Genomic DNA, 23,329 nt, shown 5'->3' with positions numbered 1-23,329 from the left:
AGCGCCGGCCGCCGGTCGGTGCTAGAACGAAGGGCGGGGCGGCACGCGGGGAGCGGGTCTGCCCCGCTTGCACTTGGAACCGCCGGTGGCGGGGGATGAGAACCATACCGACATGAGGTCAGCATGAAGTACGCAGGTTCGCAGAAGGGGATGTCGTTGCTGGGTTGGCTGGTGGTGCTGGCCATTGTGGCCTTCCTGGCCAGTACCGCGTTCAAGATCATTCCGCACTACCTCGACTACTACGCCATCGAGAAGGCCATCAAATCGGTGGAAACCGACAAGGCGGCGGATGTGCGCAGCGTCCCGGAGTTCTACTCTTACGTGGACAAGGCGCTGACCATCAACAACATCCGCGACCTGAAGCTCGAGGACGCGCTGACCGTGGAGCAGGACAACAACGAGTTCCGCGCGCACCTGAAGTATGAAAAACGCGAGCCGCTGATCGAGAACCTCGACCTGGTGGTCCACTTCGACAAAGAATTCCGTGTAAGAACGCCGTGAGCAATACCCTGGATCGACTCGAGCGCAAGCTCGGCTACACCTTCAAGGACCAGGACCTGATGGTCCTGGCCCTGACCCATCGCAGCTTCGCCGGGCGCAACAACGAGCGCCTGGAGTTCCTCGGTGACGCCATCCTCAACTTCGTCATCGGCGAAGCCCTGTTCAGCCACTTCCCGCAGGCCCGCGAGGGCCAGCTGTCGCGCCTGCGCGCACGGCTGGTCAAGGGCGAGACCCTGGCCCTGCTGGCCCGTGGCTTCGAACTGGGCGACTACCTGCGCCTGGGCTCGGGTGAGCTCAAGAGCGGCGGTTTCCGCCGCGAGTCGATCCTCGCCGACGCCATGGAAGCGCTGATCGGCGCCATCTACCTGGACACCGGCATGGATTCCGCGCGCGAGCGCATCCTCGCCTGGCTCGGCCCGCAACTGCGCGAGCTGACCCCGGTGGACACCAACAAGGACCCCAAGACGCGCCTGCAGGAGTTCCTGCAGTCGCGCGCCTGCGAGCTGCCGCGCTACGACGTGGTGGACATCCAGGGCGAACCGCATTGCCGGACCTTCTTCGTCGAGTGCGAAGTGGCCCTGCTGAACGACAAGACCCACGGGCACGGCGGCAGCCGCCGCATCGCCGAGCAGGTGGCCGCCGCCGCCGCGCTGGTGGCCCTGGGCGTGGAGAATGGCCATGACTGAACAACACGACGACATCAGCCGCTGCGGCTACGTCGCCATCGTCGGCCGCCCCAACGTGGGCAAGTCGACGCTGCTCAACCACATCCTCGGGCAGAAGCTGGCCATCACCTCGCGCAAGCCGCAGACCACCCGCCACACCCTGCTCGGCATCAAGACCGAAGGCGCGGTGCAGGCGGTGTACGTCGACACCCCCGGCCTGCACAAGGACAACGACAAGGCGCTGAACCGCTACATGAACCGCTCCGCCAGCGCCGCGCTGAAGGACGTCGACGTGGTGATCTTCGTCGTCGACCGCCTGCGCTGGACCGACGAGGACCAGATGGTCCTGGACCGCGTGCAGCACGTCAGCTGCCCGGTGCTGATCGCGGTGAACAAGGTCGACCGCCTGGAAGACAAGGCAGAGCTGCTGCCGCATCTGCAATGGCTCACCGAGCTGCTGCCCAAGGCCGAAGTGGTGCCGATCTCCGCCCAGCACGGGCAGAACCTCGACCTGCTGGAAAAACTGGTGGCCGAGCGCCTGCCGGAAAGCGAGCACTTCTTCCCCGAAGACCAGATCACCGACCGCAGCAGCCGCTTCCTCGCCGCCGAACTGGTGCGCGAGAAGATCATGCGCCAGCTCGGCGCCGAGCTGCCCTACCAGATCACCGTGGAGATCGAGGAGTTCAAGCAGGAGGGCGCCGTGCTGCACATCCACGCGCTGATCCTGGTGGAACGCGAAGGGCAGAAGAAGATCATCATCGGCGACAAGGGCGAGCGCATCAAAAGCATCGGCCAGAGCGCGCGCAAGGACATGGAAGTGCTGTTCGACTCCAAGGTCATGCTCAACCTCTGGGTCAAGGTGAAGGGCGGCTGGTCCGACGACGAACGCGCCCTGCGCTCGCTCGGCTACGGCGACCTCTGACACCCACCCGCGCGGCCCGCTCCAACGGGCCGCCTGAAGGCCGCACCCGCGCATGAGCCTCGTCAGCGTTCCCCTGCCGACCTTCATCCTGCACAGCCGCCCGTACAAGGAAACCAGCGCGCTGGTGGACTTCTTCACCCCCGAAGGCCGCCTGCGCGCTGTATTGCGCGGCGCGCGTGGCAAGTCCGGGGCGCTGGCGCGGCCGTTCGTGCCGCTGGAGGCGGAATTCCGCGGCCGCGGCGAGCTGAAGAACGTCAGCCGCCTGGAAGCCGCCGGCATCCCCAACCTGCTGGCGGGCGAGGCGCTGTTCAGCGGCTTGTATCTGAACGAATTGCTGATCCGCGTGCTGCCGGCGGAAGTCGCCCATCCCGAGTTGTTCGAGCACTATCGCGCGACCCTGCCGGCGCTGGCCGCCGGACGCCCACTGGAGCCCTTGCTGCGTGCTTTCGAATGGCGGCTGCTGGACGAGCTGGGCTATGGTTTCGCCCTCGATCGCGATATTGTCGGACAAGATATCGTCCCCGGCGGCCTCTACCGCCTGCTGCCCGACGCCGGCCTGGAGCCGGTGGGCGGCTTCCAGCCGGGCCTGTTCCACGGCGCCGACCTGCTGGCCATGGCGGAGGCCGACTGGAGCGCCCCCGGCGCCCTGGCCGCGGCCAAGCGCCTGATGCGCCAGGCCCTGGCGCCGCACCTCGGCGGCCGACCGCTGGTCAGCCGCGAACTCTTCATGAATCGCAAGGAACCTCCCCGTGACTGAAGCCAACCGCATCCTCCTCGGCGTCAACATCGACCACGTCGCGACCCTGCGCCAGGCCCGCGGCACCCGCTACCCGGACCCGGTGAAAGCGGCGCTGGACGCCGAGGAAGCCGGCGCCGACGGCATCACCGTGCACCTGCGCGAGGACCGCCGGCACATCCAGGACCGCGACGTGCGCGTGCTCGCCGAGGTGCTGCAGACGCGCATGAACTTCGAGATGGGCGTGACCGAGGAGATGCTGGCCTTCGCCGAGGCGATCCGCCCGGCCCACGTCTGCCTGGTCCCGGAAACCCGCCAGGAACTGACCACCGAAGGCGGCCTGGACGTGGCCGGCCAGGAGGCGCGCATCCACGCCGCGGTGCAGCGCCTGGCCGCCGCCGGCTGCGAGGTGTCGCTGTTCATCGACGCCGACCCCCGGCAGATCGAGGCCTCCGCCCGCATCGGCGCGCCGGCCATCGAACTGCACACCGGGCGCTACGCCGACGCCCACGGCGTGGCGGAAACCGCACTGGAACTGGCGCGCATCCGCGACGGCGTGGAGGCCGGCCTGTCCCACGGGCTGATCGTCAACGCCGGCCACGGTCTGCACTACCACAACGTAGAGGCGGTGGCGGCGATCGCCGGGATCAACGAACTGAACATCGGCCACGCCCTGGTGGCCCATGCGCTGTTCGTCGGCTTCAAGCAGGCGGTGGCGGAGATGAAGGCGCTGATCGTGGCGGCTGCCAAGCGCTGAGCCCTAGGGGTTCCGGGCGCGGCTCCGGCGTTGGCGGAGGCGGCGGTGTATCGGCGTATAACCGCGAACGGTTATACGCCCTACGTTTCCTGGGACACCCAGTCGTGGGAGCAATTGTCTTGCCGGCTGCGCCGAGGTGCTCTTCGTAGGAGCGAGCTTGCCCGTACCGTAGGAGCGGACCTTGTCCGCGATAGCCGGACGTCCCGGCGCGATTCGCGGATGAGATCCGCTCCTACGCAACCCCACCCACGGCATTCCCCCTGCCCGCGATTCGCTAGGGCTTGCGCGCCACCAGGGTGGCGCGCAGCGGCGCCGGCAGGCCTTCGAGGGTGCGGGTGGGGTCGTGCGGGTCGAGGAACTCCGGCAGCGACTGGTAGCGCATCCACTGGGTGGAGCGCTGTTCCTCCACCGTGGTGCGGCTCTGGTCGACGCAGCGCACATCCGTGAAGCCGGCGCGGCGCAGCCACAGTTCCAGGGCCGCTACCGAGGGCAGGAACCAGACGTTGCGCATCTGCGCGTAGCGGTCCTCCGGCACCAGCACCGTGGTGACGTCGCCTTCCACCACCAGGGTTTCCAGCACCAGCTCGCCGCCGCGGCGCAGGCAGTCCTTGAGCGCGTAGAGGTGGTCGATGGGCGAGCGGCGGTGGTAGAGCACGCCCATGGAGAACACGCTGTCGAAGCCTTCCAGCTTCTCCGGCAGCTCCTCCAGGGCGAGCGGCAGGTGCCAGGCGGGCAGCTCCGGCAGGTAGCGCTTCATGGCCAGGAACTGGCAGAAGAACAGCCAGTTCGGGTCCACGCCCACCACGCTGCGGGCACCGGCGCCGAGCATGCGCCACTGGTAGTAGCCGTTGCCGCAGCCGACGTCGAGGATGCGCTTGCCGGCCAGGTCCAGGTGCGGCGAGACGCGCTCCCATTTCCAGTCCGAACGCCACTCGGTATCGATGTGCACGCCGAACACGTCGAAGGGCCCCTTGCGCCAGGGGATCAGCCCTTGCAAGGCGGTCCTCAGCGCGGCGCGGGTGGTGTCGTCGCAAGGGCCTTCCAGGGCGAAGCGGCGGGCCAGCTCGACGCTTTCGGCGCGCAGTCCGGGCAACTGGTCGACGGCGGCCAGCCAGCGCTCCAGGTTGCCGTGGCCGTCTGCCACCTTGGCCGCGAGCTGCGCGGCGAGGGATTCGCTCCAGGCTTGCAGGGGCGTGCCGGCCAGTTCCCGGCGCAGGCCGTCGAGGGCGAAGCGTTCGATCATGGCAGGGCGACCAGCGAGGCGAAGTTCAGGCACTGGAACCACGGCACCACCTTGGAGAAACCGGCCTGGGCCAGGCGCTCGCGGTGCTCGTCCAGGGTGTCCGGGCGCATCACGTTCTCGATGGCGGTGCGCTTCTGGGCGATCTCCAGCTCGCTGTAGCCGTTGGCGCGCTTGAAGTCCAGGTGCAGCTCGTTCAGCAGCTCCTGCTCGGCGGCATCGCTGAAGCGCAGCTTCTCCGAGAGGATGAGCGCGCCGCCGGGCAGCAAGGCCTGGCGGATGCGCTGCAGCAACTCCAGGCGCTTGCCCGGCTCGATGAACTGCAGGGTGAAGTTCATGGCCACCAGCGAGCAGGGCTGGAAGTCCATGGCCAGGATGTCCGCCTCCAACAGGTCCGCCGGCAGCAGTTCCTGGTACATGGCGTCCTGGGCGCTGAGGTACTCGCGGCAGCGCGCCAGCATGGCGGCGGAGTTGTCCACGCCCAGCACCCGGCAGCCGTCGGCCCTGACGTGGCGGCGCAGCGCCTGGGTCACCGCGCCCAGCGAGCAGCCCAGGTCGTAGATCAGGCTGTGCGGCTGGGCGAAGCGCGCGCCGAGCACGCCGATGTTCTCGACGATGGTCGGGTAGCCCGGCACCGAGCGCTTGATCATGTCCGGGAAGACGCGCGCCACGTCCTCGTTGAAGGTGAAGTCGGCGACGTGTTCCTGGGGTTGGGCGAAGATGCGGTCAGACTCGCTCACGCGGTGGGGCCTCGGTACGGGTGATGCGGACGGCCGGCGCCAGTCTCGGGCGCCGGGGTGCGCATTGTAGCCGAGCGGGGCGCGGCGCCCCAACCTCCGGGCGATGAGCCCGGCGCCTCACTTGAGCTTGTCGGAGAAGTACTCGCCGGCGCCCTGCAGCGGGCCCAGGGGGTTCTTCTTGTCTTCCACGCGGCGGATGTTCGGCTCGCCGTTGCTGACCTTGTGCACCACCACGTCGTCGATCAGCACGAACACCGGGCGGAACGACCAGCCCTGGACCTGGCGGCGCTTGCGGAAGTTGAACATGTCGGCCCAGAAGCTGCCGATGCGCTGGCTGTCGGTCTTGTTGAAGTCGAAGGAATAGCCGATGCAGCGGTCCTTGGCCTGCAGGCAGGTCACCAGGCCGTCGGGCAGGTAGTCGATGGGGATGTTCGGCTGCACGAAGAGCAGGCGCACGTCGATGAACGAGAGCATCTTGGCGTTGCCCTGAGTCAGCGGGTCGAAGCCCAGGCTGAGCAGTTGCGAGCGCGTGGTCCGGCCCGGCACCACCTGTTCGTAGCGGTGCTCGGCGTCCTGGTAGTCGATGAAGGGGGACTGCACTTCGGCGCGCTCGCTGGGCAGCAGGCTGCCGCACGCGCCAAGCATCAGACAGGTTCCAAGCATCCCCAGCAAACGGACTTCAGCACGCATGAAACCTCTCCATTCGATACTCCCTGGTATTTGATCTATAGACGATGACGGCAGCGCCTGCCGGACTTTTCTACAGGGCGAATGTGTCAGTCGACGGAGACCAGGTACTCGCGCATCAGCGGTGCCCAGGCGTCGCCTTCGCGCAGCCTGCGCAGGCCCTCGTCGAGCTGCGCCAGGCGTGCGTCGGCGTCCTTCAGGTGCGGGCTCAGGGCCACGTACATCGGCCGCGGGCTGGGCAGCTCGCCGGCGCTGCGGACCTGCCCGGCGAGGCCCTGGCGCTGGAGGTAGCGGTCGACGATGCGGCGGTCCTCGACCACCACGTCGACGCGGCCGAGCAGCAGCTTCTGCAGGTTGCGTTCGAGCACGCGCTCGCCGCTGAGGACCTGCACCCGCTCGTGGTCGTCCAGGTTGCGGTCGCGCCAGGCGTCCAGTTGCTCGCCGTAGGAATAGCCCTGCGCCATGCCGACGGCGAGCCCGTCGAGGGAGGCTGGGTCGCGGTAGCGCCAGTCGCTGTCGGCGCGGGTGTAGAAATGCATGTCGGCCCAGGCGATGGGTTCGCGGCCGATCAGCAGCCCCTGGCTTTCCTCCGCGTAGGCGCCGATCACCCCGTCGATCAGGCCTTCGCGGGCCATCTGCAGGGCCCGCGACCAGGGCAGGTTCTCGAACTGCGGCGGCTCGGGCAGGGCCTGGCCCAGGCCTTCGAGCAGGTAGCCGGGTTTCTCCGGCGTCTGCGGGCACAGGTAGGGGCACCAGTCGTCGCCGCCCAGGCGCAGCGGCTCGGCGGTGGCGCCCAGGGCTGCCGCGCAGCACAGGGCGGTGAGGGTGGCGCGCAGCATGTCGTCCTCAGGCGAGGGGGTTCGCCTGCGAGTATGGCAGAGGCGTATGGCGCGCACTAACCGAGGCGGCGATGCCCAGTTGGCCGAGCCAGTAGCTGAGCATGATGGCGTAGCCGGAACCGGCGAAGGGCGAGACGAAGCGGTTGATACCGATCATGCCGTCGGAAATCACGAACAGCAGCGCGCCGGCGGCGGCCAGGCGGGCGCTGGGCGAGGCCTGCGGCAGCCGGGCCAGGGCGCGCCAGAGCATGCAGGCGATCACCAGGCTGTACGCCGCGATGGGCAGGCGCAGCGGGCCCAGGCCCTGGCGGTCGAGCAGCAGGAACAGGCCGCCGCCGAGCGCTGCGGCACAGGCCAAGGCCAACGGGGCGGGGCGTCGCGTCTCGCCCAGGTAGGCGGCGAGGTAGGCCAGGTGAGCGAGGAGGAAGGCGCACAGGCCGGGCACGAAGGCATTCAGCGGCCATTCCAGCAGCACGTCGCCGAGCAGCGACAGCGCCAGTCCCAGGGCTACCCAGCGGCGGTAGGGGGTTGCCGGCGAGGCGCCGACCCAACCCAGCAGGGCGATGATCGGCAGCGGCTTGCAGAGCATGCGCAGCCAGGGCAGGTCGAGGGCGATGCCGAGCAGGTAGGCGAGGCCGGCGAGGACGGCCAGGGGGAGCAGCCAGCGCATCTGTCAGTTCTCCGCAGCAGGGTGCGTCGACTGTGCCGCAGCCATCGCCGCCGCCCCAGGCCGCGGGCGTCAGATCGGGTGGTATTTGGCGCCGCGCTCAGTACGCCTTGAGTGCGCAGTCGAAGGTGCGCTCGGGGGCGACGTCGGCCTCCCAGGGGCGGCGGTAGGCCAGTTGCAGGTGGTCCTCGCCGCTGGCGGTGACGCGGAAGCGCCAGGTGGACTCGCCGGCGCTGCCGACCAGGCCGCTGTCCTCGGGGTTGTTGTAGACCTCCGGGCCCAGGCTGGCCAGCACGTGGCTGGCGGGGTTGCGCACTTCCCAGCGGAAACCGGTGGTGGGGTTGCTCGGCAGCATCAGCACCAGTTCCTGGCCCTGGTGCAGTTCCAGGGGCTTGCAGGGCTTGTCGTCTTCCAGGCTGACCACGGGCTTGGGTTGGCTGGCGCAGGCGGCGAGCAACAGCAGGGGCAGGGCGAGCAGGGGGCGGGGCGACGGCATGACGACTCCTCGGACGGTCCGGACAGGCGGGAGGATATCGCAAAGGTCCGGCGCGGTGGGGCCATACGTCCCTAGGGAACGGGATTGCCGAAATGCTCTTCGTAGGAGCGAGCTTGCTCGCGAACCTGATGCCCCGCAGCGGAGTCCGTTCGCGAGCAAGCTCGCTCCTACAAAAGCCGTGCTCGCCTGCAACGCAGGATCTCATCCGCGAATCACGTCGATCGCGGACAAGGTCCGCTCCGGGGGAATGCCATACCTTCGGGCAACCTGTAGGAGCGGGCCCTGCCTGCGATTTCGCGCGCAGGGCCCGCTCCTACATGGGAATGGTGTAGGTGGCGCGGCGTAGGAGCGGATCTCATCCGCGAATTGCGCCGGGACGTCCAGTCATCGCGGACAAGGTCCGCTCCTACGGGGGGATGCCGTGCCTCGGGGCAACCTGTAGGAGCGCGCCCTGCGCGCGAAATCGCAGGCAGGGCCTGCTCCTACAGGTGGATGCCTATGCCCTCAGGCCGGGAACAGCACCTTGGCCACGTCGCTGTAGCGCTTGGCGAAGTGCACCGTCAGGTCTTCCTTGAGGTAGTCCGGCAATTCCTCGAAGTCGCCGCGGTTGGCTTCGGGCAGGATCAGTTCGTGGATCTTCTGCCGGCGCGCCGCGATCACCTTTTCGCGCACCCCGCCGATGGGCAGCACCTGGCCGGTGAGGGTCAGCTCGCCGGTCATGGCCACGCCCTTCTTCGGCGCCTGGTTGCGCGCCAGGGACAGCAGGGCGCTGGCCATGGTGACGCCGGCGCTGGGGCCGTCCTTGGGCGTGGCGCCCTCGGGCACGTGCAGGTGGACGAAGGCCTGGTCGAAGAAGTTGGCGTCGCCGCCGTACTTCTTCAGGTTGGCGGTGATGTAGCTGTAGGCGATTTCCGCCGACTCCTTCATCACGTCACCCAGTTGCCCGGTCAGCTTGAAGCCGCGGTTCAGCGTGTGGATGCGCGTCGCCTCAATGGGCAGGGTGGCGCCGCCCATGCTGGTCCAGGCCAGGCCGGTGATGACGCCGATGCCGGAGAGCAGTTGCTCGGTGCGGAACACCGGCATGCCGAGGTAGCTCTCCAGGTCCTTGGCGCCGATCTTCAGCTTGGCCTCGGGGTCTTCCAGCAGCTTGACCACGGCCTTGCGCACCAGCTTGCCGAGCTGTTTCTCCAGTTGCCGCACCCCGGCCTCGCGGGCGTAGCCCTCGATCACCGCGCGCAGGGCGGCGTCGTTGATCGACAGCCGCTCCTTCGGCACCCCGGCCTTCTCCAGCTGCTTGGGCCACAGGTGGCGCTTGGCGATGGCCAGCTTCTCCTCGGCGATGTAGCCGGACAGGCGGATGACTTCCATGCGGTCGAGCAGCGGCCCGGGGATGGAGTCCAGGGTGTTGGCCGTGCAGACGAACAGCACCTTGGACAGGTCCAGGCGCAGGTCCAGGTAGTGGTCGAGGAATTCCACGTTCTGTTCCGGGTCCAGCGTCTCCAGCAGCGCCGAGGCCGGGTCGCCCTGGTAGCTGGCGCCGAGCTTGTCGATCTCGTCGAGCATGATCACCGGGTTCATCACCTCGACGTCCTTCAGCGCCTGCACCAGCTTGCCCGGCAGGGCGCCGATGTAGGTGCGGCGGTGGCCCTTGATCTCCGCCTCGTCGCGCATGCCGCCGACGCTGAAGCGATAGAACGGCCGGCCGAGGCTCTCGGCGATGGACTTGCCGATGCTGGTCTTGCCCACCCCGGGCGGGCCCACCAGCAGCACGATGGAGCCGGCGATCTCGCCCTTGAAGGCGCCCACGGCGAGGAATTCGAGGATGCGGTCCTTGACGTCGTCGAGGCCGGCGTGGTGCTTGTCCAGCACCTTGCGCGCGTGGGGCAGGCTGAGCTTGTCCTTGCCCAGCACGCCCCAGGGCACCGCGGTGGCCCAGTCCAGGTAGTTGCGGGTGACCGCGTATTCCGGCGAGCCGGTCTCCAGGATCGACAGCTTGTTCAGCTCCTCGTCGATGCGCTTCTTCGCCTGTTCGGGGAGGATCTTGCCTTCCAGGCGGGCGCGGAACTCGTCGGCGTCGGCGCTCCTGTCGTCCTTGGTGATGCCCAGCTCCTGCTGGATGGTCTTGAGCTGTTCCTTGAGGAAGAACTCGCGCTGGCGCTCGCCGATCTTGCGGTTGACCTCGGCCGACAGTTCCTTCTGCAGGCGTGCGACTTCCACCTCCTTGCGCAGCAGCGGCAGGACCTTCTCCATGCGCTTGAGCATCGGCACCGTGTCCAGCACCTCCTGCAGCTCGTTGCCGGGCGCGGTGGTCAGGGCCGCGGCGAAGTCGGTGAGCGGCGAGGGGTCGTTGGGGTTGAAGCGGTTCAGGTAGTTCTTCAGCTCCTCGCTGTACAGCGGGTTGAGCGGCAGCAGCTCCTTGATCGCATTGATCAGCGCCATGCCGTAGGCCTTGACCTCGTCGCTGGAGTCGCTGGGCGTGTGCGGGTAGTCCACCTCGACCAGGAACGGCGGGCGGTGGCGCTTGATCCAGCCGCGGATGCGCACCCGCGACAGGCCCTGGGCGACGAACTGCAGCTTGCCGCCTTCGCGGCTGGCGTGGTGCACGCGCACCAGGGTGCCGTGCTCGGGCAGGCTGTCCGGGTCGAAGTGGCGCGGGTCGTCCGGCGGGTTGTCCATGAAGAACAGCGCCAGGCAGTGGTGGTCGGTCTTGGCCACCAGCTCCAGGGTTTCCGCCCAGGGTTCTTCGTTGACGATCACCGGCAGCACCTGCGCGGGGAAGAACGGGCGGTTGTGGATCGGGATGACGTAGACGGTGGTCGGCAGCTTCTGGCCGGGCAGCACCAGGCCGGTCCCGGTGACCTCCTCGGCGCTGTGGATATCGTGAATCTCGTCTTGGTCGCTCATGAGGCACCTGACTGATTGAACATGACAGTCTAGATGGGGAATCGGCCCGCGACTTTCAATTCCCCGACGAGCGCGGCCTGTTGCCGGAGGTTTCCCGCGGCGGGCGCAGGAAGTCGCTGGGCGGGCGGCCGAACTGGCGGCTGAACATGGCGCTGAAGGCGCTGGGCGTGGAGTAGCCGACCTCCAGCGCCGCCTCCAGCACGCTGACGCCGCTGCCCAGCAGCTCCAGGGCGCGCAGCAGCCGGGCCTGCTGGCGCCACTGGCCGAAGGTCAGCCCGGTGTCGCGCAGGAACCAGCGGCGCACCGTCTTGGCGTCGACCTTGGCCCGCGCGGCCCAGTCCTGGAGCCCGGCTTCCAGGCCCATGTCCCGGCACAGCCGGCGCAGGCGCGGCTCGTTGGGCAGCGGCAGGTGCAGGGGCAGCGCCGGCTCGCTGGTCAGCTCGTCGAGCAGCAGGCGCAGCACGCGGCCGTCGCGGCTGTCCGCCGGAACCTCGCCGGCGATGCCGACGGCGGCCAGGATCAGCTCGCGCAGCAGCGGCGAGATGGCCAGCACCGTGCATGCGGTGGGCAGGTGCGGCGCGCTGTCCGGCTCGATGTAGAGGGTGCGCACGCGTACTTCGCCGACCATCCGCGTCCAGTGCTCGACGCCGGCGGGAATCCACAGGCCGCGGTTGTCCGGCACCACCCAGAGGCCGCCGGCAGTGCCCACCACCAGCACCCCGCGCACCGCATAGAGCAGTTGCGCGCGCTGGTGGCTGTGGCTGGGCACCTGGTGGCCGTCGGCGTAGTCCAGGGCGACGGCGGTCACCGGGCCGGTGGCGTGCTGGTCGCCGTGGATGGAGGGAATGTCCGCTTCTCGCATTTCATCGCCCGTTTTGCGTTAGACGGCCAGTCTCGCCCGTTACTAGCATGCTCGCCAATCCCCTCGCGCCCGGTTTTTCCCATGTCCGATTTCGCCAGTGCCCTGCAACCGCTCACCGAACAGCTCACCCGCATCGCCGACCTGCTGCAGCGCAACCTGCCGCCGCAGCCGGCCCAGGCGCTGCAGCCGGGAGTGATCGCCTACCTCTGGGAATACCGCCCCCACGCCGGGGTGGCCCAGGCGCAGCTGACGCCGGTGCGCGAGCCGGCGCTGATCGCCTTCGACGACCTGCGCAACGTCGAGCGGCAGAAGGCGCTGATCGAGCGCAACACCCGCCAGTTCGTCCAGGGCCGCCCGGCCAACAACGTGCTGCTCACCGGCGCCCGCGGCACCGGCAAGAGTTCGCTGGTGAAGGCCTGCCTGCACGCCTTCCACGCCGAGGGTCTGCGCCTGATCGAGGTGGACAAGGAGCACCTGGGCGACCTGCCGCAGATCATCGAGCTGGTCCGCCAGCGCCCGGAGCGCTTCATCCTGTTCTGCGACGACCTCTCCTTCGAGGACGGCGAGACCGGCTACAAGGGCCTGAAGACGGTGCTCGACGGCTCGGTGGCGGGGCAGGCCGGCAACGTGCTGATCTACGCCACCTCCAACCGCCGCCACCTGCTGGCCGAGCGCGCCGCCGACAACCTGGCCTTCTCCCGCGGCGAGAACGGCGAGCTGCACCCGGGCGAGGCGGTGGAAGAGAAGGTCTCGCTGTCCGAACGTTTTGGCCTGTGGATTTCCTTCTATGCCTTCAGCCAGGACGAATACCTGGAGGCGGTGGCGCGCTGGCTGCAGTCCCACGGCCTGGGCGAGGAGGACATCGAGGCCAGCCGCGCCGAGGCGATCCGTTGGGCCACCCACCGTGGCTCGCGCTCCGGGCGCATCGCCGCGCAGTTCGCCCGCGACTACGCCGGGCGCCACGCCGGCTGACCGGCGCGGCTGGGCAGGGCCGCGCAACTTCGCTAGAGTGCGGGAAAGCCACGCACGCCTCCTGCCGATGTTGCACGCACGCCTCGCTCGCCTGCCCGAGCAGTCCCACGCCCACGACCACGAACATCACCAACTGGTGATGGCCCTGGCCGGCCGCGCCGAGTTCGAGGTCGACGGGCGCGGCGGCGAGGTCTGCCGCATGCGCGCCTGCCTGGTGCCGGGGGACGCCCGGCACGCCTTCGCCGGCACGGGCGACAACCGCATGCTGATCCTCGACCTGCAGGCGCCAGGCGTGGCGGACGAGGACCGCGAGCTGCTGGCACGGCTGTTCGAGGCGCCGCGCTACCCGACGCTGGATGCCGACTTCCAGAACCTGCTCAGCTACGCCGGCGCGGAACTGGCGCGCTATGGCAGCGACCCGCTGCTGGCCAGGGCGCTGGGCGGCGTACTGCTGCGCGCCCTGCATCTGCGCCTGTTCGGCGAGACACCCCGGCCGGCCACCGGCCCGCTGGACATGCAGCGCCTGGACGGGCACATCCGCAGCCACCTGGCGCGGCGCATCACGGTGGCCGAACTGGCCCAGGTGGCCTGCCTGAGCCCCAGCCATTTCCACGCCCAGTTCAAGGACAGCGTCGGCCTGACGCCGCACCAGTACCTGCTCAAGCAGCGCCTGGACGCCGCCGCGCGCCTGCTGCGCGAAACCGACCTGGCGCTGGTGCGGGTGGCGGAAGAGTGCGGCTTCTCCAGCCAGAGCGCCCTGACCACGGCGATGCGCCGCTACCTGGGGCTCACGCCCGGGGCCCTGCGCCGCGGTTGAGCCGGCCGCCTCAGGGGCCGGCGATGTCGCGGGAGTCGACCTCGGCGCGGTAGCCGGGGCCGACGTCGAAGAGCACGAAGTAGGGCACCGCCGGGCGCTGGAAGGTCAGGCTGGAGTCGGCGCCCAGGCGTTCTTCCAGCAGCGTCTGGCCGTCATGGCCGAGGACCCGCAGCTTCACGCCCTGCGCCTGGCTGCCGTCGCTGAAGCCGCCCAGGCAGCGGATGCGCTCGGCGTCCAGGGCCTTGCATTCGAGGAAGGGCGCGTGGGCCATTGCCTGCGGGGCGAGGCCCAGCAGGAGGAGGGGAAGCAGGGCTTTCATCGGGACGCTCCTTGGCGGTCGAGCCAGGCCACCAGCGACGGGGAGGCCTCGGCGAGGGGCAGGCTGGCCTGGTGCACGCTGCCGTCCCAGGCTTCGACGGTCAGCCACAGCTGGTCGTCGGCGCGGGCGCGTGGCGGCACCGCCACCTCGGTGAACTGCTGGTACGGGCTGCCGCTGAGCAGCGCGCCGGGGGCGCTCAGGCTGTAGGGCCGGCCGATGCGCAGGTAGGCCGCGCGGATGCGCTGCTCGCAGCCCTGGCACCAGGCCAGGGTGAAGGCCTTGAGGTGGCCGGCGCGGCCTTCGTCCTCGGGATCGCCGACTTCCCATTCGGCCAGGCGCGCGCGCCAGGGGCCGACCTGCAGTTCGCCGACCTCGCGTTCGCCCAGGCCGGTGAGGCCGCGGTCGACGCGGGCGTCGTGGAGGAACGCCGGTAGGTAGCCGAGGGGGATCAGCACCAGCAGGGCGCTGAGGTGGAAGCGCCAGCGCAGCCACTGGCGGCGCAGGCGCGAAGGTTGACGGGCGGGCATGGCGTTCACTCCGTGAGGGCCGCGGTGCGCTGCGGGGTGCGTTGCTTCTTCAACTGCTTGGCGGTGGCCAGCAGGGTGCGCTTGCTCCAGATCTGCAGGCCGCTGAGCACCATCAGGCTGAGCAGCAGGCCGAAGGCGAACCAGATCAGCTTCACCCATAGCCCGCCGAAGTCGCCCACGTGCAGCGGGCGCATGGATTCGCTGAAGAACTCCAGGCCGCTGCGGTCGCCCAGGCGCCGGGTGGCGGCCAGGCTGCCATCGTAGGGGTTGACCTTGGCGCGCTCGAACAGCAGCGGGAACCAGCCGTGGCCGAGCAGGCCGATGGGCGCGAAGGCATCGCCCGGCAGCGCCAGGTAGCGCGGCTCGAAGCCGGGAATCTCGCGCTGCGCGACGGCCACCGCCTGATCCAGGCCGATGCGCGGCGGCGGCCCGCCGTCGACGCCCGGCGGCACCTGCTCGGGCTGGATGATGGCCGGCACGCCCTCGCTGGAGATGGAAATGGCGTTGTCGTAGAGCACCGCCTGGACCAGGAACCAGGTGCCGCTGACGGCGATCACCGCGATGAACCAGATCGACCAGATGCCGGTCAGGCGGTGGAAGTCGCCCCAGAAGATGCGCGCGCCCTGGTTCAGGCGCAGGCGCGGGGCGAGGAAGCCGCGCCAGAAGCGCTTGTAGACCACCAGCCCGGTGACCAGCGAGGCCAGCATCGGCAGGCCCAGCAGCGTCACCAGGTACCAGCCCCAGCTGTAGCCGTGGCTGAAGGGCACCAGCCACCAGCCGTGCAGGGCGCGGGTGAAGTTGCGGAAGTCGAACAGCGGCGCCTCGCCCTGGATGGCGCCGCTGTACGGGTTGACGTAGAGGGTGGCGTTGCGCGCGTCCGGGTAGCTGACCTGGGCCTCCACGGCGAAGTGCTCTTCGCTCGGCACGCGCAGGCCCTGCACATGGGCCTGCGGCTGCTGGCGCCGGACCGCGGCCAGCAGGGCGTCGTAGCCCAGGCGCTGGGCGTTGCCGGGCGGCGCGTTGGCGCGGATGGCCGGGTTGGCCAGCCAGACGATCTCCTGGCTGACGGTGGCCAGGGTGCCGGTGATGCACACCAGGAAGACGAAGAACCAGATGGGCAAGGCCAGCCAGCTGTGGATCAGGAACCAGTTCCTGGCACGGGATTTCTTGGACATGGGGACTTCAGGCTTCACGCAGTGGAGGAGGCGGCGATGCCACCGGGGCCCCGCCATTGGCCGGGGATTCTATGGATAAGGACGGATGAGACGGAGAAATCGGCCAGTGGGTTTGCAATAAATTATTTCATCGCTCCGGTTGCCGGTTTTGCCCCGCTCGTTCGTCTTCATTAGAGAAAGCCGCAATGGCGGCCCGGAAAAGGACTCTTTCGTGACCCTCCACCATCGCTTCCCCGACGCGGCCGCCGACGGCCGGCCCGAGGTCCTGCCGCTGGCGCTGCGCCGTGAACTGCGCCCGGCGCGCAAGCTGCTCGAGCGCGCCGGCCTGCGTTGCAGCCTGCCGCGCCTGAAGGTACTGGACGTGCTCTGCTCCGGCGGCTTCTACAGCGTTTCGGCGCTGCACCAGCGCCTGCTGGACGAAGCCGCGCCCATTTCGCCCAACTGCGTGCGCCAGACCTTGCGGCGCCTGCATGCCAGCGGCGTGCTGCGTCGCGATGCGCAGCGCCGCTACGGCCTGGAGACAGAGCTGTTGGCCTAGGGCCCAGGGGTTCGTGGACGAACGATTGACGTGTCGGCCGGCCAACCCGGTCTACAGTTGAAGTGTCGATCATTCGTTGAAAGAACCTGAGGGAGTGTAGCCATGAGCCAGCTGTTCGAGCCCCTGACCCTGCGCCAACTGACCTTGCCCAACCGCATCGGCGTTTCCCCCATGTGCCAGTACTCGGCCGAGGACGGCCTGGCCAACGACTGGCACCTGGTGCACCTGGGCAGCCGCGCCGTGGGCGGCGCGGGCCTGGTCCTGGTGGAGGCCACCGCGGTGGTTCCGGAAGGGCGCATCACCGACCGCGACTTGGGCCTGTGGAAGGACGAGCAGGTCGAGCCCCTGCGGCGCATCACCCGCTTCATCGAGTCCCAGGGGGCGGTGGCCGGCATCCAGCTGGCCCACGCCGGGCGCAAGGCCAGCACCTACGCGCCCTGGCTGGGCAGGCCGGGGAGCATGCCGGTGGCCGAGGGCGGCTGGGTGCCGCTGGCGCCGTCGGCCATTGCCTTCGACCCCAAGCACACCACGCCCACGGCGCTGACCGAGGCGCAGATGGCCGAGGTCACCCAGGCTTTCGTCCGCTCCGCCGAGCGCGCCCTGGCGGCGGGCTTCAAGGTGGTGGAGGTGCACGCGGCCCACGGCTACCTGCTGCATCAGTTCCTCTCGCCGCTGTCCAACCAGCGCCGCGACCAGTACGGCGGCTGCTTCGAGAACCGCATCCGCTACCTGCTGGAAGTGACCCAGGCGGTGCGCGAGGTGTGGCCTGAGGAACTGCCGCTGCTGGTGCGCCTGTCGGCCACCGACTGGGTGGAGGACGGCTGGAACCCCGACGAGACGGTGGCGCTGGCCCGGCGCCTGAAGGACCTGGGCGTCGACCTGATCGACGTGTCCTCCGGCGGCACCGCGGTGAACGCCGAGATTCCGGTGGGCCCGGGCTACCAGACGCAGTTCGCCGAGCGGGTGCGCAAGGAGGCCGAGATCGCCAGCAGCACCGTCGGCATGATCACCGAGCCGGTGCAGGCCGAGCACATCCTGCGCACCGGCCAGGCCGACCTGATCCTGCTGGCCCGCGAGCTGCTGCGCGAGCCCTACTGGCCGCTCAACGCCGCCGACGAGCTGGGCGGCCAGCAGGTGCCCTGGCCGGCGCAGTACCTGCGCGCGGCCCATCGCGGCACGCCGATGCGCAAGCCCCTGGGCGAAGCCTGAGGCCATGGCGCGCCGTCCGTCGGGCGGCGCGCCGGCGCTTTCTTACAACAGAATGTGAAATGGATCGCATGCAGGCATTTTGCTGCTATGCTCCGCCGCAACGCGTCAGGACGACGCACTTGCCACTGGTACACGCATGGACGCACGCACCCCACCCTCCGCCGTGCCGGAGTCGGAGATCGCCCTGCTGGCGAACATCCTGGCCCTGGCGACGCGCAACATGTCCGCCCTCAGCACCCTGATCGGCCAGCTTTCCCTGGAGCTGGGCCGCAGCACCGACCCGCACCTGCAGCAGGTCGGCCAGCGCGCCCTGAACGACATCGCCCACCTGGCCGGCGACCTGGAAACCCAGTGGGAGCTGATCGGCAGCCTGGCGCGCTTCTGCCCGCTGCTCAAGCGCAGCCAGCTCAAGCCCGAGCCGCTGCTGACGGAAATCCATATCACCGAGCTGCCCACCGCCGAATGAGCCTTTGATCGGGATCAGCTGTCTGTCGCCGGGGCGGGGCTAGCCTGTCCTGACCATTCCCCGAAAGGAGCCCGGCCATGAAAGCCCTGGTCTACCGCGGTGTCGGCGACATCGCCCTGGAAGAGCGCCCCGACCCCGAACTGCAGGCGCCCGGCGACGCCGTGGTGCGCCTGGTCCGCACCACCCTCTGCGGCACCGACCTGCACATCATCAAGGGCGACGTGCCGGCCTGCAGGCCCGGACGCATCCTCGGCCACGAGGGCGTCGGGGTGGTCGAAAAGGTCGGCGCGGCGGTCAGCCAGTTCAAGCCCGGCGACCGCGTGCTGATCTCCTGCATCAGTGCCTGCGGCAAGTGCGACTTCTGCCGCAAGGGCATGACCTCGCACTGCCGCACCGGCGGCTGGATCCTCGGCCACCTGATCGACGGCACCCAGGCCGAGAAGGTGCGCATCCCCCACGCCGACACCAGCCTCTACCACCTGCCCGCCGAGGTGGACGAGGAGGCCATGGTGATGCTCAGCGACATCCTCCCCACCGGTTTCGAGTGCGGCGTGCTCAACGGCCGCGTGCAGCCCGGCGGCAACGTCGCCATCGTCGGCGCCGGCCCGGTGGGCCTGGCCGCGCTGCTCACCGCGCAGTTCTACTCGCCGGCGCGGATCATCATGATCGACCTGGACGACAACCGCCTGGAAGTGGCGAAGGGCTTCGGCGCCACCGACTGCTTCAATGCCGGCGATCCGCAGCTGCTGGAGAAGGTGAAGGCGCTGACCGACGGCCTGGGCGTGGACAGCGCGGTGGAAGCGGTGGGCGTGCCGAGCACCTTCAGCCTGTGCGAGGAATTGATCGCACCCGGCGGCGACATCGCCGTGTTGGGCGTACACGGGGTGCCGGTGGAGTTGCACCTGGAGCGCCTGTGGTCGCACAACATCACCCTGCGCACCCGCCTGGTGGACGCGGTGACCACGCCGATGCTGCTCAAGAGCGTGCAGGCCGGCAAGCTGCAGCCCGAACAGCTGATCACCCACCGCTTCGCCCTGGACGACATCCTCCAGGCCTACGAGACCTTCGGCAAGGCGGCGCAGAACAAGGCGTTGAAGGTGATTATCGAGGTTTGATGGCGGGGGCTTTGCGTATTTTCGTATTTTCGTAGGAGCGAGCTTGCTCGCGAACCGTGCATTCCTGCGATGTTGGCGTGATGGATTGACTCCGCTCCCTCTCCCCAACCCTCTCCCTGAAGGGAGAGGGGGCCTTATGGTTTGAAGCGCAATATCGATGCTCGCCGGTTAGCACCACACGTTTCCGCAGGCACGGATAGCTCCCTCTCCCTTCGGAGCGGGGCGCGCAGCCAGGACGGGGGGAGAGGGCTGGTGGGCATAGCACCAACAGCCCCACGTTAACCTCACCACCCCAATTGCTTATGCAACCCAAGGGCGTCGTAGTAGTCCCCCTGGTAAACGATCTTGCCATCCTTGACCTTCACGTAGCTCACACCGTCGAACGACAGCGGCTTGTTGGTCGCCGGCGTCTGCGCGTCCCAGGCGCCGGTGTTGGTGCCGCTGAAGGTCCACTGGAAGGCGATGCCGTCCTTGTCGACGATGGGCTTGCCGTTCATCTTCCACTTCAGGTCCGGCACGGCGCCGACGAAGACCTTGATCACGTTGTCGCGCGCGGCCTCGCGGCCCTTCTGCGGGGTGCCGACGGTGACGTCGAAGTACTCCGCGTCCTTGGCCAGGTAGCCGGCGGCCTTCTCGGCGTCGTGGGCGTTCCACGCGGCCATGTAGGCGTCGACTATCTGTTTCGGCGTCTCGCCAGCCTGGGCCAGGCCGGCGAGGGTGAACAGCGACAGCAGGTAGAACGCTCTGACGAGGTGACGCATGCTTGCCTCCGTTGCGGGCGCGCCCGCGGGTTGTGGGCCGGGTGGCCCTGAGTGCCGGGGAGTCGCTGGGTTCCCGCGTTCGCGGGAATGACGATGGGAGATCGTGCGCTAGCTAACCCCGTCACCCCCGCGAACGCGGGGGCCCAGCGACTTGCCTCAGTGTTTGAACATCACATGACGAACGGCGGTGTAGTCCTCCAGCCCGTACATGGACATGTCCTTGCCGTAGCCGGAAAGCTTCATGCCGCCATGGGGCATCTCGGTGGTCAGCATGAAGTGAGTGTTGACCCAGGTGCAGCCGTACTGCAGGCGGGCCGCCAGGCGGTGGGCGCGGCCGATGTCGCTGGTCCACACCGAGCTGGCCAGGCCGTAGTCGGAGTCGTTGGCCCAGGCCAGCGCCTGCGCTTCGTCGTCGAACTCGGTGACCGAGACCACCGGGCCGAAGATCTCGCGGCGCACCACTTCGTCGTCCTGGCGGGCGCCGGCCAGCACGGTCGGCTCGAAGAAGAAGCCGGGGCGGTCGGCGCGCTTGCCGCCGGTGACCACCTCGATGTGCGGCAGCTGGCGGGCACGCTCGACGAAGCCGATGACGCGCTCCAGGTGCTGCTCGGTGATTACCGGGCCCAGTTCGGTGTCCGGGTCGTCCTGCTCGCCGTAGCGGATGCTGGCGACGGCTTCGCCCAGTTTCTGCACGAATTTGGCGTAGATGCCCTTTTGCGCATAGATGCGGCAGGCAGCGGTGCAGTCCTGGCCGGCGTTGTAGAAGCCGAAGGTGCGGATGCCTTCCACGGCGGCGTCGATGTCGGCGTCGTCGAAGATGATTACCGGGGCCTTGCCGCCCAGCTCCATGTGCATGCGCTTCACGGTGTCGGCGGTGCCGGCGATGATGCGGCTGCCGGTGGCGACCGAGCCGGTCAGCGAGACCATGCGCACCTTCGGGTGGGTGGTCAGCGGCTCGCCGACGCTCGGGCCGCGGCCGAAGACCAGGTTGACCACGCCGGCGGGGAAGATGTCGGCCATCAGTTCGGCCAGGCGCAGGGCGGTCAGCGGGGTCTGCTCGGAGGGCTTGAGCACCACGGTGTTGCCGGCGGCCAGGGCCGGGCCGAGTTTCCACGCGACCATCATCAGCGGGTAGTTCCAGGGCGCGATGGAGGCGACCACGCCGATCGGGTCGCGGCGGATCATCGAGGTGTGCCCGGGCAGGTATTCGCCGGCGGCGGAACCCTGCAGGCAGCGGCTGGCGCCGGCGAAGAAGCGGAACACGTCGGCGATGGCCGGCAGTTCGTCGTTCAGCGCGGCGCTGTAGGGCTTGCCGCAGTTGTTGGATTCCAGGCGCGCCAGTTCCTCGGCGTGGGCGTCGATGGTGTCGGCCAGTTTCAGCAGCAGCAGCGAGCGGTCCTTCGGCGCGGTCTGCGACCAGGCGTCGAAGGCGGCGTCGGCGGCCTGCACGGCGGCGTCGACCTGGGCCGGGGTGGCCTCGGCGATCTCCACCAGGGTGGTGCCCAGGGAGGGGTTGAGCACGGCGAGCTTCTCGCCTTCGCCAGCGACCAGTTGGCCGTTGATCAGCAGTTTGGTTTGCATTCTTTAAGTCCTCTTGGTCAGGAGCTTGTGGCGTAATCGTTGGTCTTTCTTGTGGGCCCGCCGCTTGCGGCAGTCCTGAGGGGGTTCTATTTGCCGCTGCCCGCCACGCCCTCGCCACCCTTGGTCAGGTAGTAGGCGCCGAGGATCGGCAGCATGGTCACCAGCATCACCAACATGGCCACCACGTTGGTCACCGGCACGTCGCGCGGGCGCGTCAGTTGGTTGAGCAGCCAGATCGGCAGGGTGCGTTCGTGGCCGGCGGTGAAGGTGGTGACGATGATCTCGTCGAAGGACAGGGCGAAGGCCAGCATGCCGCCGGCCAGCAGGGCCGAGCCGAGGTTCGGCAGGATCACGTAGCGGAAGGTCTGCCAGCCGTCGGCGCCCAGGTCCATCGAGGCCTCGATGAGGCTGTGGGAGGTGCGGCGGAAACGGGCGATCACGTTGTTGTAGACGATCACCACGCAGAAGGTCGCGTGGCCGATGACGATGGTCAGGAAGCCCGGTTCTATCCCCAGCGTCTTGAACGCCGACAGCAGCGCGATGCCGGTGATGATGCCGGGCAGGGCGATCGGCAGGATCAGCATCAGCGAGATGCCCTCCTTGCCGAAGAAGTCGCGGCGGTACAGCGCGGCCGCGGCCAGGGTGCCCAGGAGCATGGCGATCAGGGTGGCGATGCAGGCGATCTTCAGCGACAGGGTGATCGACTCCAGCACGTCCTGGCGGCCGAAGGCGACGCTGAACCAGTGCAGGGTGAAGCCCTGTGGCGGGAAGCTGAACGCGGCGTCTTCGGTGTTGAACGCGTACATGAAGATGATCAGGATCGGGAAGTGCAGGAACACCAGCCCGCCCCAGGCGGCGGCTTTCAGACCCCAGGAGGCTTTGTCAGAGTGCATCGAAGGCCCCCAGGCGTTTGACGATGGACAGGTACACGGCGATCAGCACGATGGGCACCAGGGTGAAAGCGGCGGCCATCGGCATGTTGCCGATCGCGCCCTGCTGGGCGTAGACCATGCTGCCGATGAAGTAGCCCGGCGGGCCCACCAGCTGCGGCACGATGAAGTCGCCGAGGGTCAGGCTGAAGGTGAAGATCGAGCCGGCGGCGATGCCCGGGATCGACAGCGGCAGGATGACCTGCGCGAAGGTCTGCCGCGGATGCGCGCCAAGGTCGGCCGAGGCTTGCAGCAGCGACGGCGGCAGGCGCTCCAGGGAGGCCTGGATCGGCAGGATCATGAACGGCAGCCAGATGTACACGAACACCAGGAAGCGCCCCAGGTTCGAGGTGGACAGGGTGTTGCCGCCCACGCCGGGCACGTCCATCAGCAGGTCCAGCAGCCATTGCAGGCCGAGGTGGTGCACGAACCACATGGCCACGCCGCCCTTGGCCAGCAGCAGGGTCCAGGCGTAGGCCTTGACGATGTAGCTGGCCCACATCGGCATCATCACCGCGATGTAGAAGAACGCCTTGGTCTTGCCGCTGGTGTAGCGCGCCATGTAGTAGGCGATGGGGAAGGCCACCACGCCGCTGGCGATGGACACCGCGACCGCCATCGCCAGGGTGCGCTGGATGATGTCGAAGTTGGCCGGGGTGAACAGGGCGGCGAAGTTGGCCCAGGTCAGGTCCGGCGTCACCGTCATGGTGAAGTCGTCGAAGGTGTAGAAGCCCTGCCACATCAGGGTCAGCAGCGAGCCCAGGTAGATGGCGCCGAACCACAGCAGCGGCGGCACCAGCAGCAGCGAGAGGTACAGCGTCGGCTTGCGGTACAGCAGGTTGGACAGGCGCCGCAGCGGGCCGTTGCCGGCCGTGGGCGCCTGCGCGTTCATCGTCAGCTCCAT

26 protein-coding genes are annotated in these 23,329 nt (G+C 68.7%); 11 read left to right on the top strand and 15 right to left on the bottom strand.

From position 1 onward, the window contains the following. Positions 1–123 precede the first annotated feature (123 nt). From M8R19_RS08600 to pdxJ, 5 genes are read left to right on the top strand one after another with little or no spacing between them, the layout of a single operon-like run. Positions 124–501: a DUF4845 domain-containing protein gene (locus tag M8R19_RS08600; RefSeq protein WP_009616451.1), complete on the top strand. Its 378-nt coding sequence runs from the start codon at positions 124–126 to the stop codon at positions 499–501. Beyond that, positions 498–1,187 carry a ribonuclease III gene (rnc, locus tag M8R19_RS08595; RefSeq protein ID WP_009616452.1) on the top strand — a complete coding sequence of 230 codons (690 nt, stop codon included), beginning with the start codon at positions 498–500 and terminating at the stop codon, positions 1,185–1,187. The genes M8R19_RS08600 and rnc overlap by 4 nt, the downstream gene beginning before the upstream one ends. Further along, positions 1,180–2,088: a GTPase Era gene (gene era, locus M8R19_RS08590; RefSeq protein WP_074978826.1), complete on the top strand. Its 909-nt coding sequence runs from the start codon at positions 1,180–1,182 to the stop codon at positions 2,086–2,088. Before rnc ends, era begins: the two co-directional genes overlap by 8 nt. Before the next feature lie 52 nt (positions 2,089–2,140). Beyond that, positions 2,141–2,845, top strand: a complete 705-nt coding sequence (gene recO, locus M8R19_RS08585) for a DNA repair protein RecO (protein ID WP_074978824.1) — start codon at positions 2,141–2,143, stop codon at positions 2,843–2,845. Further along, a complete protein-coding gene (pdxJ, locus tag M8R19_RS08580; protein ID WP_249917574.1) occupies positions 2,838–3,581 on the top strand; it encodes a pyridoxine 5'-phosphate synthase in 744 nt (247 codons plus the stop codon). The genes recO and pdxJ overlap by 8 nt, the downstream gene beginning before the upstream one ends. A 274-nt stretch (positions 3,582–3,855) precedes the next feature. On the opposite strand, the gene cmoB is transcribed toward pdxJ, so the two are convergent. The 8 genes from cmoB to M8R19_RS08540 form a co-directional block, all read right to left on the bottom strand. Next, on the bottom strand, positions 3,856–4,824 hold the full coding sequence (gene cmoB / locus M8R19_RS08575; RefSeq protein ID WP_249917573.1) for a tRNA 5-methoxyuridine(34)/uridine 5-oxyacetic acid(34) synthase CmoB: 969 nt from the start codon (positions 4,822–4,824) through the stop codon (positions 3,856–3,858). Continuing rightward, positions 4,821–5,561 carry a carboxy-S-adenosyl-L-methionine synthase CmoA gene (cmoA, locus tag M8R19_RS08570; protein ID WP_249917572.1) on the bottom strand — a complete coding sequence of 247 codons (741 nt, stop codon included), beginning with the start codon at positions 5,559–5,561 and terminating at the stop codon, positions 4,821–4,823. The genes cmoB and cmoA overlap by 4 nt, the downstream gene beginning before the upstream one ends. Before the next feature lie 117 nt (positions 5,562–5,678). Next, on the bottom strand, positions 5,679–6,251 hold the full coding sequence (locus M8R19_RS08565; protein ID WP_009616464.1) for a hypothetical protein: 573 nt from the start codon (positions 6,249–6,251) through the stop codon (positions 5,679–5,681). Between the two features lie 86 nt (positions 6,252–6,337). Beyond that, positions 6,338–7,087 (bottom strand): substrate-binding periplasmic protein, encoded by a 750-nt coding sequence (locus M8R19_RS08560; RefSeq protein ID WP_249917571.1) that lies wholly within the window; start codon positions 7,085–7,087, stop codon positions 6,338–6,340. Between the two features lie 7 nt (positions 7,088–7,094). Beyond that, positions 7,095–7,757 (bottom strand): lysoplasmalogenase, encoded by a 663-nt coding sequence (locus tag M8R19_RS08555; RefSeq protein WP_249917570.1) that lies wholly within the window; start codon positions 7,755–7,757, stop codon positions 7,095–7,097. A 97-nt stretch (positions 7,758–7,854) separates the two neighbouring features. Beyond that, positions 7,855–8,250, bottom strand: a complete 396-nt coding sequence (locus M8R19_RS08550; protein WP_043271366.1) for a protease inhibitor I42 family protein — start codon at positions 8,248–8,250, stop codon at positions 7,855–7,857. A gap of 504 nt (positions 8,251–8,754) precedes the next feature. After that, positions 8,755–11,154 (bottom strand): endopeptidase La, encoded by a 2,400-nt coding sequence (lon, locus tag M8R19_RS08545; RefSeq protein ID WP_074978815.1) that lies wholly within the window; start codon positions 11,152–11,154, stop codon positions 8,755–8,757. A gap of 55 nt (positions 11,155–11,209) precedes the next feature. After that, positions 11,210–12,016, bottom strand: coding sequence for an AraC family transcriptional regulator (locus tag M8R19_RS08540; RefSeq protein WP_249917569.1), 807 nt, complete (start codon positions 12,014–12,016; stop codon positions 11,210–11,212). A gap of 81 nt (positions 12,017–12,097) precedes the next feature. Between M8R19_RS08540 and M8R19_RS08535 the strand changes: the two genes are divergently transcribed. Together M8R19_RS08535 and M8R19_RS08530 are read left to right on the top strand one after the other, a co-directional pair. Next, entirely contained in the window at positions 12,098–12,988 is an 891-nt protein-coding gene (locus tag M8R19_RS08535) for an ATP-binding protein (RefSeq protein WP_074978813.1), read from the top strand. 67 nt (positions 12,989–13,055) lie between these two features. After that, the gene (locus tag M8R19_RS08530) at positions 13,056–13,805 is read left to right on the top strand and encodes an AraC family transcriptional regulator (RefSeq protein ID WP_043271359.1); all 750 of its coding nucleotides are present in this window, start codon (positions 13,056–13,058) and stop codon (positions 13,803–13,805) included. A gap of 10 nt (positions 13,806–13,815) precedes the next feature. Here the strand turns inward: M8R19_RS08530 and M8R19_RS08525 are convergent, their stop codons facing one another. From M8R19_RS08525 to M8R19_RS08515, 3 genes are read right to left on the bottom strand one after another with little or no spacing between them, the layout of a single operon-like run. Continuing rightward, a complete protein-coding gene (locus tag M8R19_RS08525) occupies positions 13,816–14,124 on the bottom strand; it encodes a hypothetical protein (RefSeq protein WP_043271358.1) in 309 nt (102 codons plus the stop codon). Then, complete coding sequence (locus M8R19_RS08520) at positions 14,121–14,651, bottom strand: PA2404 family protein (RefSeq protein WP_064584149.1); 531 nt, start codon at positions 14,649–14,651, stop codon at positions 14,121–14,123. The genes M8R19_RS08525 and M8R19_RS08520 overlap by 4 nt, the downstream gene beginning before the upstream one ends. A gap of 5 nt (positions 14,652–14,656) precedes the next feature. Continuing rightward, positions 14,657–15,826 carry a PepSY-associated TM helix domain-containing protein gene (locus M8R19_RS08515; protein ID WP_116422958.1) on the bottom strand — a complete coding sequence of 390 codons (1,170 nt, stop codon included), beginning with the start codon at positions 15,824–15,826 and terminating at the stop codon, positions 14,657–14,659. A 211-nt stretch (positions 15,827–16,037) separates the two neighbouring features. Between M8R19_RS08515 and M8R19_RS08510 the strand changes: the two genes are divergently transcribed. The 4 genes from M8R19_RS08510 (at position 16,038) to M8R19_RS08495 (ending at position 19,154) form a co-directional block, all read left to right on the top strand. Beyond that, positions 16,038–16,364 (top strand): ferric uptake regulator family protein, encoded by a 327-nt coding sequence (locus M8R19_RS08510; protein WP_249917568.1) that lies wholly within the window; start codon positions 16,038–16,040, stop codon positions 16,362–16,364. Between the two features lie 102 nt (positions 16,365–16,466). After that, complete coding sequence (locus tag M8R19_RS08505) at positions 16,467–17,573, top strand: NADH:flavin oxidoreductase/NADH oxidase (protein WP_116422959.1); 1,107 nt, start codon at positions 16,467–16,469, stop codon at positions 17,571–17,573. Between the two features lie 136 nt (positions 17,574–17,709). Continuing rightward, positions 17,710–18,039, top strand: a complete 330-nt coding sequence (locus tag M8R19_RS08500) for a hypothetical protein (RefSeq protein WP_074978806.1) — start codon at positions 17,710–17,712, stop codon at positions 18,037–18,039. 77 nt (positions 18,040–18,116) lie between these two features. Then, positions 18,117–19,154, top strand: coding sequence for a zinc-dependent alcohol dehydrogenase family protein (locus tag M8R19_RS08495; protein ID WP_249917567.1), 1,038 nt, complete (start codon positions 18,117–18,119; stop codon positions 19,152–19,154). A gap of 284 nt (positions 19,155–19,438) precedes the next feature. Here the strand turns inward: M8R19_RS08495 and M8R19_RS08490 are convergent, their stop codons facing one another. From M8R19_RS08490 to M8R19_RS08475, 4 genes are all read right to left on the bottom strand, one after another. Next, complete coding sequence (locus M8R19_RS08490; protein WP_043314958.1) at positions 19,439–19,915, bottom strand: ester cyclase; 477 nt, start codon at positions 19,913–19,915, stop codon at positions 19,439–19,441. 156 nt (positions 19,916–20,071) lie between these two features. Beyond that, on the bottom strand, positions 20,072–21,496 hold the full coding sequence (locus M8R19_RS08485) for a gamma-aminobutyraldehyde dehydrogenase (protein ID WP_116422961.1): 1,425 nt from the start codon (positions 21,494–21,496) through the stop codon (positions 20,072–20,074). 86 nt (positions 21,497–21,582) lie between these two features. Further along, positions 21,583–22,389, bottom strand: a complete 807-nt coding sequence (locus M8R19_RS08480) for an ABC transporter permease (RefSeq protein WP_116422962.1) — start codon at positions 22,387–22,389, stop codon at positions 21,583–21,585. Further along, entirely contained in the window at positions 22,379–23,329 is a 951-nt protein-coding gene (locus M8R19_RS08475) for an ABC transporter permease (RefSeq protein ID WP_407072382.1), read from the bottom strand. The genes M8R19_RS08480 and M8R19_RS08475 overlap by 11 nt, the downstream gene beginning before the upstream one ends.

The sequence above is a fragment of the Pseudomonas sp. R3.Fl genome, from assembly GCF_023516765.1.
GTDB classification, from domain to species: Bacteria; Pseudomonadota; Gammaproteobacteria; order Pseudomonadales; family Pseudomonadaceae; genus Pseudomonas; species Pseudomonas citronellolis.
Note: the sequence above shows the minus strand (reverse complement) of the source record. Positions and strands in the feature narration are given on the sequence as shown.

Excerpts from the sequence above, each read along its gene's own strand:
- M8R19_RS08485 (WP_116422961.1), bottom strand. The coding sequence starts at position 21,496 with ATGCAAACCAAACTGCTGATCAACGGCCAACTGGTCGCTGGCGAAGGC.
- lon (WP_074978815.1), bottom strand. The coding sequence starts at position 11,154 with ATGAGCGACCAAGACGAGATTCACGATATCCACAGCGCCGAGGAGGTC.
- M8R19_RS08520 (WP_064584149.1), bottom strand. The coding sequence starts at position 14,651 with ATGCCCGCCCGTCAACCTTCGCGCCTGCGCCGCCAGTGGCTGCGCTGG.
- M8R19_RS08555 (WP_249917570.1), bottom strand. The coding sequence starts at position 7,757 with ATGCGCTGGCTGCTCCCCCTGGCCGTCCTCGCCGGCCTCGCCTACCTG.
- recO (WP_074978824.1), top strand. The coding sequence starts at position 2,141 with ATGAGCCTCGTCAGCGTTCCCCTGCCGACCTTCATCCTGCACAGCCGC.
- cmoB (WP_249917573.1), bottom strand. The coding sequence starts at position 4,824 with ATGATCGAACGCTTCGCCCTCGACGGCCTGCGCCGGGAACTGGCCGGC.
- M8R19_RS08495 (WP_249917567.1), top strand. The coding sequence starts at position 18,117 with ATGAAAGCCCTGGTCTACCGCGGTGTCGGCGACATCGCCCTGGAAGAG.
- M8R19_RS08480 (WP_116422962.1), bottom strand. The coding sequence starts at position 22,389 with ATGCACTCTGACAAAGCCTCCTGGGGTCTGAAAGCCGCCGCCTGGGGC.
- M8R19_RS08530 (WP_043271359.1), top strand. The coding sequence starts at position 13,056 with ATGTTGCACGCACGCCTCGCTCGCCTGCCCGAGCAGTCCCACGCCCAC.
- M8R19_RS08565 (WP_009616464.1), bottom strand. The coding sequence starts at position 6,251 with ATGCGTGCTGAAGTCCGTTTGCTGGGGATGCTTGGAACCTGTCTGATG.
- M8R19_RS08500 (WP_074978806.1), top strand. The coding sequence starts at position 17,710 with ATGGACGCACGCACCCCACCCTCCGCCGTGCCGGAGTCGGAGATCGCC.
- M8R19_RS08490 (WP_043314958.1), bottom strand. The coding sequence starts at position 19,915 with ATGCGTCACCTCGTCAGAGCGTTCTACCTGCTGTCGCTGTTCACCCTC.
- era (WP_074978826.1), top strand. The coding sequence starts at position 1,180 with ATGACTGAACAACACGACGACATCAGCCGCTGCGGCTACGTCGCCATC.
- M8R19_RS08550 (WP_043271366.1), bottom strand. The coding sequence starts at position 8,250 with ATGCCGTCGCCCCGCCCCCTGCTCGCCCTGCCCCTGCTGTTGCTCGCC.
- M8R19_RS08525 (WP_043271358.1), bottom strand. The coding sequence starts at position 14,124 with ATGAAAGCCCTGCTTCCCCTCCTCCTGCTGGGCCTCGCCCCGCAGGCA.
- M8R19_RS08560 (WP_249917571.1), bottom strand. The coding sequence starts at position 7,087 with ATGCTGCGCGCCACCCTCACCGCCCTGTGCTGCGCGGCAGCCCTGGGC.
- M8R19_RS08505 (WP_116422959.1), top strand. The coding sequence starts at position 16,467 with ATGAGCCAGCTGTTCGAGCCCCTGACCCTGCGCCAACTGACCTTGCCC.
- M8R19_RS08600 (WP_009616451.1), top strand. The coding sequence starts at position 124 with ATGAAGTACGCAGGTTCGCAGAAGGGGATGTCGTTGCTGGGTTGGCTG.
- M8R19_RS08535 (WP_074978813.1), top strand. The coding sequence starts at position 12,098 with ATGTCCGATTTCGCCAGTGCCCTGCAACCGCTCACCGAACAGCTCACC.
- M8R19_RS08475 (WP_407072382.1), bottom strand. The coding sequence starts at position 23,329 with ATGGAGCTGACGATGAACGCGCAGGCGCCCACGGCCGGCAACGGCCCG.
- M8R19_RS08515 (WP_116422958.1), bottom strand. The coding sequence starts at position 15,826 with ATGTCCAAGAAATCCCGTGCCAGGAACTGGTTCCTGATCCACAGCTGG.
- M8R19_RS08540 (WP_249917569.1), bottom strand. The coding sequence starts at position 12,016 with ATGCGAGAAGCGGACATTCCCTCCATCCACGGCGACCAGCACGCCACC.